The 13073-nt window shown below is 57.9% G+C and carries 13 protein-coding genes and 1 tRNA gene; 8 read left to right on the top strand and 6 right to left on the bottom strand.

Annotated elements, in window-relative coordinates; translation table 11 throughout:
• Nucleotides 1–149: 149 nt before the first annotated feature.
• A complete protein-coding gene (locus JWG43_RS05880) occupies nucleotides 150–1427 on the top strand; it encodes a dihydroorotase (RefSeq protein ID WP_205241895.1) in 1278 nt (425 codons plus the stop codon).
• Nucleotides 1428–1436: 9 nt separating this feature from the next.
• On the opposite strand, the gene queC is transcribed toward JWG43_RS05880, so the two are convergent.
• The gene (queC, locus tag JWG43_RS05875) at nucleotides 1437–2153 is read right to left on the bottom strand and encodes a 7-cyano-7-deazaguanine synthase QueC (protein WP_205241894.1); all 717 of its coding nucleotides are present in this window, start codon (nucleotides 2151–2153) and stop codon (nucleotides 1437–1439) included.
• Nucleotides 2154–2444: 291 nt separating this feature from the next.
• A complete protein-coding gene (sfsA, locus tag JWG43_RS05870) occupies nucleotides 2445–3143 on the bottom strand; it encodes a DNA/RNA nuclease SfsA (RefSeq protein ID WP_205241893.1) in 699 nt (232 codons plus the stop codon).
• A 239-nt stretch (nucleotides 3144–3382) separates the two neighbouring features.
• On the opposite strand from sfsA, the gene JWG43_RS05865 reads away from it, so the two are divergent.
• The 7 genes from JWG43_RS05865 to JWG43_RS05835 all read left to right on the top strand — a co-directional run bounded on the left by JWG43_RS05865 (nucleotide 3383) and on the right by JWG43_RS05835 (nucleotide 9981).
• Nucleotides 3383–4603, top strand: a complete 1221-nt coding sequence (locus tag JWG43_RS05865) for a glyceraldehyde 3-phosphate dehydrogenase NAD-binding domain-containing protein (RefSeq protein ID WP_205241892.1) — start codon at nucleotides 3383–3385, stop codon at nucleotides 4601–4603.
• On the top strand, nucleotides 4600–5058 hold the full coding sequence (gene rimI, locus JWG43_RS05860; protein ID WP_205241891.1) for a ribosomal protein S18-alanine N-acetyltransferase: 459 nt from the start codon (nucleotides 4600–4602) through the stop codon (nucleotides 5056–5058). The genes JWG43_RS05865 and rimI overlap by 4 nt, the downstream gene beginning before the upstream one ends.
• On the top strand, nucleotides 5055–6230 hold the full coding sequence (locus JWG43_RS05855) for a phosphoglycerate kinase (protein ID WP_205241890.1): 1176 nt from the start codon (nucleotides 5055–5057) through the stop codon (nucleotides 6228–6230). The genes rimI and JWG43_RS05855 overlap by 4 nt, the downstream gene beginning before the upstream one ends.
• 45 nt (nucleotides 6231–6275) lie before the next feature.
• Entirely contained in the window at nucleotides 6276–7031 is a 756-nt protein-coding gene (gene tpiA / locus JWG43_RS05850) for a triose-phosphate isomerase (protein WP_205241889.1), read from the top strand.
• Nucleotides 7028–7423: a preprotein translocase subunit SecG gene (gene secG, locus JWG43_RS05845; RefSeq protein WP_205241888.1), complete on the top strand. Its 396-nt coding sequence runs from the start codon at nucleotides 7028–7030 to the stop codon at nucleotides 7421–7423. Before tpiA ends, secG begins: the two co-directional genes overlap by 4 nt.
• Before the next feature lie 9 nt (nucleotides 7424–7432).
• Nucleotides 7433–7518, top strand: a tRNA-Leu gene (locus JWG43_RS05840).
• 1329 nt (nucleotides 7519–8847) lie between these two features.
• Nucleotides 8848–9981, top strand: a complete 1134-nt coding sequence (locus JWG43_RS05835) for a type II secretion system protein (RefSeq protein WP_205241887.1) — start codon at nucleotides 8848–8850, stop codon at nucleotides 9979–9981.
• Nucleotides 9982–10990: 1009 nt separating this feature from the next.
• Here JWG43_RS05835 and JWG43_RS05830 read toward each other — a convergent pair.
• Genes JWG43_RS05830 through JWG43_RS05815 form a run of 4 tightly spaced genes read right to left on the bottom strand, consistent with a single transcriptional unit; the run spans nucleotide 10991 to nucleotide 13057 of the window.
• Nucleotides 10991–11521 (bottom strand): hypothetical protein, encoded by a 531-nt coding sequence (locus JWG43_RS05830; protein ID WP_205241886.1) that lies wholly within the window; start codon nucleotides 11519–11521, stop codon nucleotides 10991–10993.
• Nucleotides 11518–11895, bottom strand: coding sequence for a hypothetical protein (locus tag JWG43_RS05825; RefSeq protein ID WP_205241885.1), 378 nt, complete (start codon nucleotides 11893–11895; stop codon nucleotides 11518–11520). The genes JWG43_RS05830 and JWG43_RS05825 overlap by 4 nt, the downstream gene beginning before the upstream one ends.
• Nucleotides 11892–12680, bottom strand: a complete 789-nt coding sequence (locus JWG43_RS05820; RefSeq protein ID WP_205241884.1) for a prepilin peptidase — start codon at nucleotides 12678–12680, stop codon at nucleotides 11892–11894. Before JWG43_RS05820 ends, JWG43_RS05825 begins: the two co-directional genes overlap by 4 nt.
• The gene (locus JWG43_RS05815; RefSeq protein WP_205241883.1) at nucleotides 12677–13057 is read right to left on the bottom strand and encodes a type II secretion system protein GspG; all 381 of its coding nucleotides are present in this window, start codon (nucleotides 13055–13057) and stop codon (nucleotides 12677–12679) included. The genes JWG43_RS05820 and JWG43_RS05815 overlap by 4 nt, the downstream gene beginning before the upstream one ends.
• Between the last annotated feature and the right edge of the window lie 16 nt (nucleotides 13058–13073).

Genomic DNA, 13073 nt, shown 5'->3' with positions numbered 1-13073 from the left:
TCGGGGCGTTCGTCCGCATGCCATCTTCCTTGCCCGTATCCGTCCGATAAAGTGTACTTTAATCGAACGGTCACAGACAATACAGCTGACGCATGGACGAACGCCCACGGACTCTGGATAATGTGTTTTTTCGCGGAGGATACATCGCAATGAACAATTCCTGGCGAATAACAAACGGCCGCATTATCGATCCCTCCACCAGCACTGATCGAATCGGGGAGTTGCTGATTATCGACGGGATCATAGCCGCCCCTGATCAGGCACCACCGCCTGGCACCCCGGTCATCGATGCCGCTGGTTGCTGGGTGGTGCCGGGGCTGACCGATATGCATGTCCATCTGCGCGAGCCCGGCGAAGAGTACAAGGAGGATATCCTCTCCGGCGCGCGGGCCGCTGCCGCCGGCGGGTTCACCGGGGTTGCCTGTATGCCCAATACCCGGCCGGTCAATGACTGCGAAACGGTCACCACGACCATCCTGGCCCGGGCTGCCGGGGCCTCGGTTCGGGTGTATCCGGTTGGTGCCGTCAGCAAGGGCGGTGAGGGAAAGCAGCTGGCTGAATTCGCTGCCCTGAAAACGGCGGGGGCGGTCGCTGTAAGCGATGACGGCCGCCCGGTGCATGATGCCCAGTTGATGCGCAGAGCATTGGAATATGCCCGTGATTTCGGCCTCATTGTTATATCGCACAGCGAGGAAGCCGCCTTGAGCAGGGGGGTCATGCATGAAGGGGCCATGTCGACCAGGCTCGGGCTCAAGGGCATCCCGGCCGCCGCGGAATCGGTCATGGTGTATCGGGAACTGGCGTTGGCGGAATGGGTCGGCGCCCGGGTGCATATCGCCCATGTCAGTACCGAGATGTCTGTTGACCTGATCCGGCGGGCCAAGGATCGTGGAGTCCGGGTGACCGCTGAAACCGCGCCCCATTACTTCACCCTCACCGATGAAGCGCTGGTTGATTATGATACCAACATGAAGATGAACCCGCCTCTGCGGTCCGCGGCGGACCGGGAGGCAATCAGAAGGGCACTGGCCGACGGCACCCTTGACGCCATCGCCTCTGACCATGCGCCTCATTCCATTCTCGAAAAAGAGACCGTGTTCGATGCGGCGGCCAACGGCATAATCGGCCTGGAAACAGTGCTGCCCCTGACCCTGGCCATGGTGCGTGCCGGATTGTTCGATGCAAAACGTCTGGTGGAACTGCTTGCCGTTTATCCGGCAGCCATCCTTGGCCTGCCCGCGGGAACGCTGCAGGCAGGTGTTGCCGCGGATGTCACCATCATCGACCCGGATGCCGAGTATGTGTACAGCGTAGACCGGGTTGTTTCCAAAAGCCGTAATTCACCCTTCCTTGACTGGCGCCTGCAAGGGCGCGCCGCCTGGAGCATGGTCGGCGGCGAGGTCAGGCACCGGGCCGGGCAGGGATAAGCCGGCTGCTCACCGGAACGGGTCATTCTCCACATACCGCGCCGGGTCATTCAGGCCGGCTTCCTCAAAGCCCTGCAGTCTGAGTGTGCAGGCATCGCAGCGTCCGCAGGCCAGGTCGGCCACGGGATCATAACAGCTGAGTGTCTGACTGTAATCGACCCCCAGGCGAAGCCCTTCAAGGATGATTTCCTTTTTACTCAGATACATGAGCGGGGCATGGATTTGCACCGGTCGACCCGTTACCCCGGCCCTGGTCCCCAGGTTGGCCATCTGGGTGAAGGCGGCAAGGAATTCGGGTCTGCAATCCGGGTAGCCGCTGTAGTCGACGGCATTGATGCCCAGAAAGATGTCCGAAGCCCCGAGAACCTCCGCCCAGGAAAGGGCATGAGCGAGAAAGAGGATGTTGCGGGCGGGTACATAGGTCACTGGTATCGCCTCTTCCATTTCGGTTGGAGAACGGTCCTTGGGAACAGGCAGGTCAGTGGTCAAAGCAGAACCGCCGATGGCATTAAGGTCGACGCGCAGCACCAGGTGGCGCTTGATCTTGTGCTGGCGGCAGATCAGGCGGGCACGGTCAAGTTCGACTTTCTGGCGCTGGCCATATTGAAAACTGAGGCAGTTGCAGCAAAAGCCCTGCGCGCGGGCCAGGGCCAGGACAGTGGTGGAGTCCAGGCCGCCGCTCAATAAAACAACGGCCTCTCTGGTGGCAACGAAATCTGTGTGCATGGGTGATGAGGGTGTGGAAGAAGCGTTGCTCCGGGTGCGCCGGGGAGTGGATCGGCGTACACCGGCGCATATATCGATTGTCAATTACCTGGATCCGTGAGCGAACGCCCCGAAGGGTGGCTGCTGAAGGGTATCATCAAGGATTCCACTACAAGTATAATCTGATTACAGCAAGATATATCCAAAACAAGACCAGCCTTCACGGACCCAGGTGCCCGCACAGGGTCAAAAGGGTAGGGCTTTGCCGGAGGTGTTGAGAGAGCAACGAACCCCGTCCTGCCCGGTGGGCACTTACTCGAGGTGAACCGGTATTTTTCTTGTTATTTTTATGGCCCGAGGCGTTACTTCTGCCTGATAGGCTAGAAATTGAACGCCTTTTCCCTGCGCCCAGGCCACGGTTTCCGCATACTTTCGATCAATATGCGCCGCCGGTTTGAAGCAGCGGGCGTCCTGACGCTGGATGCAGAAGAGCACCACGGCACCATGGCCGGCACTTCTGAGCGCAGCAAGTTCCATCAGGTGTCTGGTGCCCCTGATGGTGATTGCATCGGGGAAGAAAGCGATTTGCTCTTCAACCAGGGAGCAGTTTTTCACTTCCAGGTAGGTCGAGCCTGTCGAGCTTTCGATCAGAAAATCCAGTCTGCTTTGTCCGGATACGGTGATTTCCGCTGTGAGGGCGGTGATGGTACCGAAGTCATTGATCACCCCCTGTTCGAGGGCCTCTCTGACGAGCCCGTTGGTCCTGCCGGTGTTGACACCGATCCAGATTCCGTTGTGCTGCACCATTTCCAGGGTCCAGGGATATTTCCGCCGCGGATTGGCGGAGTGGCTGATGATCACCGGGCTGCCGGGCTCGGCACAGCCCCGCATGGAGCCCGAGTTGGGGCAGTGGACCGTCAGGGTCCGGCCGGTTTCCATCCGCACATCGGCAAGAAAGCGTTTATACCGTTTGAGGAGAATGCCGTTCTGGCGATCCGGAGGGAGCAGCATAGCGGGTTGTTTTCAGGCCCGAAATGGGCAGCAATCAGGCTGGCCACTTGCGGGTGTCCAGTGCAGACTTTTCCCTGAGTGGACAAGGTTATGCTTTCGAGTGGGCTTGTTTTTTACTCTATTTACACTTATTATGGCAGCAAAAAGTACGTCCTGCCGGAAAAGAGCGGAAACTGGTATCCATCGTTGGCCATATACCAGGTTTTCCGCCATAATCCAACCTAAAGGAGAACTTCATAATGAAACTCGGGCTTAATGGACTTGGAAGAATCGGCAAACTATCGTTGTGGCATCATGCCTCCCGCCAATATTTTTCGGAAATTATTGTCAACCTGGGGAGAAACGTCGGCTCCGGCCTGGTAGACATTGCCGCGGCCATTGAAAAGGACTCCACCTACGGCAGGCTCAGCATGTACCTCCACGGTCATAAAGGGGGGCGGGTGATTGAAAACCTGAATGAGGCCGCAGGCTCCATGACCATCAACGGCATACCGGTCACCTTTCTCCGCCAGGCACGGAACCCCCGGGATATCGATTGGCGCGGCAACCAGGTGCAACTGGTGGTGGACACCACCGGAGCCTTCAAGGATCCGACAGCAGATCCCGACGAAGGCCGGGGTTCTGTTCGCGGCCACCTGCTTGCCGGTGCGGAAAAAGTGCTGGTCTCGGCCCCGTTTAAAATTCAGGCCAAAGGGCTGGATATGCCTGAGGACGCGATCACTACGGTCATGGGGATCAATGATGACGACTATGACCCCTCCCGACACAGCATCATCTCCGCGGCCTCGTGTACCACCACCTGCCTTTCGTATATGATCAAACCTCTGATCGATCATTTCGGTGCCGAAAAAATGCTTTCCGCCTCCATGGTCACCGTGCATGCCGTCACCGGCTCCCAGCAGGTTCTTGACCGCCTGCCTGAGGCCGGGGCATCGGATCTGCGCAAGAACCGATCGATTCTCAACAATATCATTCTCACCTCTACTGGAGCCGCCAAGGCCCTGGGGCTGGTGATTCCGGAGATGAAATCCATCGGTTTCACCGCGGAATCGGTGCGCATCCCCACTTCAACCGGCTCGCTCATCGTCCTGGTGCTCAACCTGCAGGATGAACTTGAAAACCCGATTAACCGGACCCTGCTGAACTCCATCTATGAAGAGTACTCCAAAACAAGTCCATATCTGATCTTCTCCACGGAACAGAATGTCTCCTCGGATATCATCGGCATCCCAAAGGCGGCGGTAGTCATCGAATCCAATGAAATCCATACCCGAACCGCCAGCATCAGGGTCAACCTCCACAACCTGAAAAATTATAAATTCGAGGAAGGATTCACCGCCCCCATTCTCGAGGTACCGATCACCCAGGCGGTCATCTACGGCTGGTATGACAATGAACTGGGGAGTTATACTAACATGCTCGGAGAACTCACCGTTTCCGTGGCTGACCGTATGGTGTGAACTTTCGGCCGCTTCAGCCGGGCGATCTGGGCGGTGTTCTCGCCATTGAACAATCGGCCATGGCCCACCCCTGGAGCGCTGCCCAGGTCAAGGAGGAACTGGCTTTGGCGAACAGCACCGGGCTGACTGCTCTCCTGGATGGAAGGTTGCTTGGTTATGCAATGTTCAGGGCCTGCCGACCTGAATGCGAACTGATACGGCTGGTTGTAGATGAACAATGGCAACGGCGCGGGATCGGTCGAACTCTGCTCGATACTGGCTTGCAAATCCTGGTGGAGCAGGGATATACCACCTGCTTCCTTGAGGTGCGTGCCGCCAATGAAGCTGCAATCCATCTGTACCGCGCCGCCGGGTTTTTTCAGGTCGGACTGCGGAAAAAGTATTACACCCAGCCAAGTGAGGATGCTCTCCTCTTTCGCGCTGATCTGGTCAATCCTCTTGGAGAGAAATCATGAAAACCCTACGCGACCTTGATCCTGCCGGCAAAAATGTCCTTGTCCGGGTGGACTTCAATGTGCCCATGAATGAGCAGGGAGAGGTGACCGATGACCTGCGCATCCGGGCCGTGCTCCCCACCCTGCACTACCTGATCGAACATAAGGCACGGATCATCCTCTGTACCCATATGGGCAGGCCAAAGGGACAGCCGGTGGCGAAGTACTCGCTGGCCCCTGTGGCCGCCCATCTCGGGGCCGTGCTGGGCATGCCCGTTGCCCTTGCCCCTGATTGCATCGGCCCGGAGGTCGCCGCAGCGGTGGCGGAACTGGCCGATGGCCAGGTGCTCCTGCTGGAAAACCTTCGCTTTCACGCCGAAGAGGAAAAAAATGATCCGGACTTTTCCCGGCAACTGGCCGCGGGCATCGATATCTACGTCAACGATGCCTTTGCGGTGTCCCATCGGGCCCATGCCTCGGTGGTGGGCGTAACCGCCCATGTGCGCGAACGGGCAGCCGGTTTTCTTCTCGCCAGGGAAATGGAGTACTTCCATCGTTGCGTGGAAACGCCCCAGCGTCCCCTGGTGGCCGTCATCGGCGGCGCCAAGGTCTCGGGCAAGCTCGAGGCCCTGCATGCCATGCTGGATCGGGTCGACAGCATGATCCTTGGTGGTGCCATGGCCAATACCTTTTTGAAGTCGCAAGGCTATGATGTCGGTGCATCCAAAGTCGAGGATGAGTTGCTCGAAGACGCTGTCGAAATACTCCGTCAAGCGAGGGAGAAAAAGGTCAAGGTGTATTTACCGGTCGATGTGATCGCCGCGGACCGCTTCAGCCCTGATGCGGTCTGCAAGCAGGTGACGGTGCAGGATATACCAGCCCGGTGGATGGCCCTGGATATCGGTCCGGCCTCGGTGATCTGTTTCAATGAGGTGCTGGCCGATGCCAGGACCATTGTCTGGAACGGCCCTGTGGGAGCCTTTGAGTTGGAGGCTTTTTCGCGGGGCACTCTGGCCCTGGCGCACACCATCGCGGCCTCCCACGCCTTGAGCGTTGTCGGTGGCGGCGACTCCAATGCGGCGGTCAAAATGTCGGGTGAGGCGGATAATATTTCCTATATGTCCACCGGTGGCGGCGCTTTTCTCATGTTGATGGAGGGCAAGGAACTGCCGGGCGTCAAGGCCCTGGGTTGATACACGGATGGGTACCGAAGAGCGAAGCAAAGAGAGGAGGGGATTATGAGCAGGCGGCCGTTACTAGCCGGAAACTGGAAAATGTATCTTACGAGCGGGGAAGCCGTGCGTTTGGCTCAAGCCATAGCCGCGATCAGCCGGGAGCATACCGATCGTGACGTCATGGTGGCGCCCTCGTTTACCTCGCTGGCGGCAGTGGCCGCGGAGTTGCGCAACTCCGCCGTTCTGCTTGGGGCACAGAATGTTGCCTGGGAGCAGGAAGGGGCCTACACGGGAGAAATATCTCCTCGGATGCTCACCGACCTCGGGGTGCGCATGGCTATCATCGGTCATTCTGAACGGCGACACATTTTCGGCGAGGACAATGTCATGGTGAATCAGCGCCTGCTGGCGGCACTCGATGCCGGGCTTGTACCTGTTCTCTGCATCGGTGAGACCCTGGACGAGCGGCAAGCCGAAGCGACCTTCAAGGTCCTGGAAACGCAGCTGTGCGAAGGGCTTGAAAATGTGCCGCCAGCCCGGGCAGAGCAGGTGGTGCTCGCCTATGAACCGGTCTGGGCTATTGGTACCGGTAAAACGGCCACCCCGCAACAGGCCCAGGAGGTCCACCATTTTCTTCGGCAATTACTGGCAGGACTGTACGATAAAAAGATTGCCGAAACGGTGAGAGTGTTGTATGGTGGTTCGGTTAAACCTGACAATATCGACGAGTTGATGGCCCAGCCTGATATAGATGGCGCGCTTGTTGGTGGTGCGGCCCTCAACCCCGATTCGTTTGCACGGATAGTTCATTTTACATGACAACAATACTTATCGCAGTCCACGTTTTTATTTGTTTTTTTCTCATTGGCATTGTGTTGCTGCAACAGGGGAAAGGAGCGGATGTTGGTGCGACCTTCGGAGGATCATCGAGCCAATCCCTTTTCGGTTCAGAAGGCCCTGTGCCGCTGCTTAATAAAATCACTACCCTGGCGGCCATCATTTTCATGCTCACCTCTGTGAGCCTTGCTTATCTTGCCTCGACAAGAAGCACCGGGACGGTGATGGGCGACCTGAGGGTCGAGCAACCCGAGGAACCACCCGCGGTCGAGGAACCGATGCCGTCTCCGGTGGTTCCGCTACCGGCACCTGTGGTTCCGGTGACTCCCGTTGAGCCAGCCGAGGGGGCGTTGCCGGACGAACCAACACAATAAAAACAACATGCCGAAGTGGTGGAATTGGTAGACACGCTATCTTGAGGGGGTAGTGGCCCACGGTCGTGCGAGTTCGAATCTCGCCTTCGGCACCATTCATTTGCAAGGCTAACCTGCCGGATATCGGCGGGTTAGCCTTTTTTGTTTTCAGGGGTTCGATGAGCTGCAAATATCTCCCGTTATCAGAAAATCGCATCAATCAGCAAAAAAATGCGACCAAAAATGCGACCAGAAAATCCTCGCCTTGAGGCGGAGGTTCTCTGACTACCGTGAAAGCGCGTAAACGAAAAAAGGGGACGGTATCCTGTGCAGAGGTGAGGTTGAAAGGGTTCCCCTGCATGTCACAGACTTTTGAGCGTAAGTCGGAAGCGGTCCGATGGCTGAAACATTACAACTGAAAGAGCCTTGCGGAATGGCGGTTTTAATGGGGCTGTCCAGATTCCGTCGGCCAGCGGCATCGTCTCTCTATGCCGTCGTAGAGCAGCACGCCCCTCTTGTATACTGACGCGCCTCACCTTTTCCTGTCGTCCCGTGGCCCTCATGTTGGTCGAGTGTACAATCTTTAGGGTGTGCAAAAAAAGGATTGACAGGCTAACGAAGGTCTGCTAGCATAACGACCCAAAGGGTGAGCATTGCACATCTCGCCCAAATAACAATAGAGAGGATGGGTAACGGCTGGTCTGTGGAGAATGATTGGCAGGCATGAAGGTTCATTGCTGACAACGTAATCTGACAGGAATGGCACAGATTGATTGTTCGGTGGCTGAACTGACAATTTCCGGGCCTTGGCACAAAGGGATGGGAAAGGACAAAGCCTGCCACGGTTTTGGCGACCGTGTCGGCCGCCGGCAAGACAGCAGGCCAGGAATGCGTATGGTCAAAAAGACCTGGATCCGTGAGCATTTGTCCGTGCGTCAGCTTTGTTGTTCGTGACCGTTCGATTAATGGACACTTTATCGGATGGTTACGAGCAATGAAGATGGCGTGCGGACGGATGGCCCGAAGGGCGGCTGGTGAACGTTATTGCCAGGGATTTCGCTGCAATTATAAAATGATTACAGCAAGGTATATCCAAAGCAAGCGTCCAGCCGTCACGGATTCAGGAAAGAGTGACCAGGCCCGCGCCGTTTCTGCAAACAATTGCAGGCCGCTGTTACCTGGGTACGTGTGCTTGTTTTTTTAACTTCATCATGAATCGTTTAAGGAGGTGATGCCTAGAGTGGAGGGAAAGAAGTACCACCCTTTGCCCGGCAGGGTGCTGGGAAGGGGATGGCGGATCATCCCGTGGACGCAGGCAAGGTCAAAATTGCCAGCATAAGATATCCGCCGTGACCAAGATATGCTGATATTATGGCCGGTAGCCACAGACTCTGAGGGTGAGTTGTTGCACCATTATCAACGGAACAACTTTTGGAGAATGTAACATGTTGACTCAACAACTCAGACGCAAGGCAACATCCGAGGAAGGCTTTACCCTGCTGGAAATTCTGGTGGTCGTGGCCATCATGGGTTTTCTTATTGCCATGGTGGCCCCGCGCTTTGCGGGCATCGTCGGCGGCACCGAAGAAGTGGTGTGCGACTCCAACCAGCAGCGGTTGGTTACGGCACTGTCAACCTTTAATGAAACCAGGAACGGAAATTTTCCCAATGGTCTGGTCAACCTGGTGGATACGAATGATGCTGTAGCTTCCAACCTTTTTGCCCACTACCGCGTACCCACCACCACCAGGACCACCGACCCGAACGTCGGTCCGGCCACCTTTTCCAAGGACTTTGACGAGCACCATTGGTTCCAGATCCACATCCTGAATGATGCTGAAGCCAATGAACTGCGCAGCCTGGGCATTACCACCCTCTACAACCTGAATGCGTATGATTATGATGCGCTGGATTGCGGTTTGGATAGAGTTGAATGCACTGATGGCGTACCCGAGAATTACGAAACCGAAGCCTACCGGGAAGGTCGCGGGAACGTAGAAGGAAGGATGACCCCTGTAGACTCCGATGACCGCGGGGATTTCATGGCTCGAGTCTCTGTCCAGGGAGGTCTGGGCGTGCTCATGGCGGGCATGGGTGCTATAGATGACGATGCTGACATTGTCAACTTCGGCGGCATTACGGCGCCAGAAGAACATACCAGAGCCGACCATTTCGGCAGGTATGATACTCCCGGCCGCATCGTCCTGGGTGTCGGTCCCGAGAACACCCTGATCACCGAAGGCATGATCACCACCGCCGGGCTGTGCCCTGCGGGTATCAGCGGAGATCGGTTTACCTGGAACAACTACAGCATCGTCCTGCCCCGCCTGAGTGCGACTGTAGACAGGTATGCAGTTAGCGATCCAGAGGCAGAGGCAACAACTGATTTTGCTGTCTTTATGCGCAGCGTATCCGCCCGCGCCGATGAAGGCAAAGGAGTCATCCGCGAAGGCATCAACCTGACCACAACCCAGGCGTGGAATTTCTACACTGCTTGCCCCGAAGGCCACTCCTGGCCGGAAACCGACGAGTTGGATGATTGGGTCTTCTACACAGCTGCTGAGTGGCCGGAGGATTAATCATCAAAGCCTGGTTTGATGCAGACGACCGGGCATGACACCAACCTGAACCTCTCCGGGAGGGGCCGCACGGCCCCTCCCGGTCAATGTGCACAGCACGGCTATCGGCGCACCGCCCCATTCCATCCAGGGAGGAGCGGATCACCCCTCGGCGCCTCGCTCGAATCGTGACTGCCAGCGCCCTGGCGGTCGAAGGAAAGCCAAGCGCCTTGAGGTGCTTGGGATCGCCCGGCAACACCATCCAACCAACCGCCCCAGCCCACATCCCCACCCCCCAGGCGCAAGCGACACAATCGCCGCTGGCCGGCAAATCAATGTGTCGCGCCTTCCACCCGCAACCCTGCGCCATCTTGTTCACCCGGGACCATGCCCCAGCGCTGCAAAGCACTACTGGTGCGAAAAGCAGAGTCAGACTGCCTGCGCTGTTGACAAGGGACGGCATCCTTGGTCAGGGATTTCTAAGGTTATTCAAGGGGCTGAGGTGCAGTTCAAAGGGTGTGGTTCCTTTTCGGCGCGCCGACCGCAGGCGCGGGGCAGCAGTCATCCCGGCTGGGGGGCCATCGTGCCGATTCCGGCACAAAGGGCGGTGCGTTTCAAAGGCGAGAGCAGGGCTGACCTGGTGGTGCAGGCGTCCTGGGGTCCAGGGGGATTACCGCGGCCCGCGGCCCGCGGCCCGCGGTACGATCATATCGAAAAGGCGTCATATCGAAAAGGCGTCATGTCGAAAAAACGTTATGACGGAAGGGCGAAATCCGAAGGGAAAATGGCTTGCATATGCAGTCTGGTTTGCATGAGCAGTCTGGCTAGCATTAACTGTCTGGCTAGCATTAACTGTCTGATTTTTCTTGCCCGGGAGAGCGACGAGGGTCCTTGCCGGGGGGGGGCTGCAAGGTGGACACCCCGCGGCTGATCACCCGCCTGACCACCGAAGCGTTTCAGGCTGCGCCATCACACCGGCACAACCCCCGTGTTGGTGAGGGTTGCGAGCCTGCCCGGCTTTTGCCCCGGGTCACTCCCGTTGCAAAAGCTCGATGGCCTCGGCCAGGGTCGCATCAATAATCTCTTGATTCAGTTCATCCCGTTGCAGTGCCTCCTGCAGGCCTTGCAGCACCTCCAGGGTCTCCTCCTGACTGGCCTGTTGCCGTTTCATGCGCACAAAGCAGGCATTGAGTGGTTGGGCCAGGTCGCGGAAATGATCCGATTGCCGGAAAACCAGCGGTTGCCGGGGAAACACCCCGCGGGAGGCGTCGGTGAGCAGCAGAAAGATTTTACCCATCATGCCGGCCACTGCCCGGCTGCGCCTGAGGCTCCACAGGGTGGAGAGCAGCATCACCACCAGGGCCGCGCCGGCCAGATAGAGGGGAAAGAGCCGGTTGTGGCTGCCCACGAGATTGCCTTGGTAAAAAAGCAGGTACAACCAGGACATGAGCACGGCCATGAACAGCATCACCAGCAGATTGGCCGCCAGGGCCGCGCCGGCCTGGGGCAGCTGGTAGCGCAGGTGGACCAGATATCGTCGCCGTTGTCGGGTGGAATTCACAGCACCGCCTCCAGCATGAAGATCGAAGTTTTGGGCACCTGGATATGATCGACGCCGGCAAAGGCGCGCCGGTAGTGCTCCTTGTCCGGGCCCGCGAATTCCATGGCCTGCCAGCCCAGGCAGGACTGGCCCTTGCGGGCATCGATGCGGTAGCCGCGCACGGTGATGGTGTTGGCCACCGTGTTACGGGTGATTTCAAAGGAAATGGTCTTGCCGGTCCGGTCCAGTTGCAGATCGGTGATGGTACCGAAATTGGTCTTGCCTCCGGCCATGGCCGGGATTTTGCGGTTGAGCAGAAAGAGGGCCGCGCTTTTGCCGTTGAGCCGTTTCAGGCTGAGGCGGTTGATTTTTTTAAAGGTCTGCAGGAGTTTCATAATCGTACCTTGAGAAAGGGTATCAGGTCAGGGGCAAACACCGCCAGCAGCGTGCCCAGGGTCAGCATGGGGGCAAAGGGCAGTTTGGGAAAACGGCCGGCCCACTTGAGTCCCAGGGCGGCAAGGCTGCCGACCAGGGCACTGTAAAAGAGGATCAGTCCCAGGGGCTGCCAGCCGAGGAAGGCGCCGATCATGCCGATCAGTTTGATATCACCGCCGCCCATCACAATTTTGCCGCGCAGGGTTTCATAGGTGGTGACCAGCATCAGCGGGATGGTGGTGCCGAAGACCAGCCCGGCCATGGCATGGGTCCAGCCGGGCAGGGGGGTGAACAGACTGCCGATGATGCCGCAGCCGATGCCGATGATCACCAGGCTGTCGGGAATCCATCGTTGGCGCAGGTCGATGACCGACACCGCGATCAGGATGGCGAAAAAACAGATATAGAGATAAAAATAAGCCGTGGCGCTGTACTGCAGATACAAAAACACCGCCACCGCGGCCATGGCCGCCTCCACCAGCGGATACTGCAGCGGGATCGTCACCCCGCAGTCCCGGCAGCGACCGCGCAGGAGCAGGTAGCTCAGCAGGGGGATATTGTCATACCAGCGGATCCGGCCGCGGCAGTGCGGGCAGCGCGAAAAAATCGAGCTGAAGAATTCCCGTCGCCCGCCGGGCAGGCGGGAGATCACCACATTGAGGAAACTGCCCAGGGCCAGGCCGAACACCGTGATCAGCGCCAGCTGGGCCTCCAGGCTCATGGTGTTGATGTCAAAAGAAATCATGGTCCGGTCACCCACATATCGTCCTCGGTTCCCAGCAGGCCGTCGGCACCGGCGCTGCGGAGGATATACCCCCTGCCCTGGTCGATGACCGTATACACATACGGATTGCCCCAGTGGTCCCGGGCCAGGTCGCCGGCATGGTTTTCCTTGAAGGTGGCCGCCATCCAGGCCTCGAAACGCTCCTCCGCCGGGTAGCGGCCCTGCTTGACATACTGAATATCGAGCATGGTCGATATGGAGCGCAGGTCACCGGCGGTGGCGAGCTGCTGCCCGGTATGGATGGAGTCATCGATCAGGGCCCTGATACGCTCCGGGGCATCGGTGAAGACCAGTAATGTCCCGGCCAGTACCAGCACCGCAAGGGAGATATTGCCCATAATCCTTCAACTCCCT

Origin of the sequence: Desulfobulbus alkaliphilus (assembly GCF_016918545.1) — a bacterium.
Lineage (GTDB): Bacteria > Desulfobacterota > Desulfobulbia > Desulfobulbales > Desulfobulbaceae > Desulfobulbus > Desulfobulbus alkaliphilus.
This window is presented reverse-complemented; position numbering and strand designations above follow the sequence as displayed.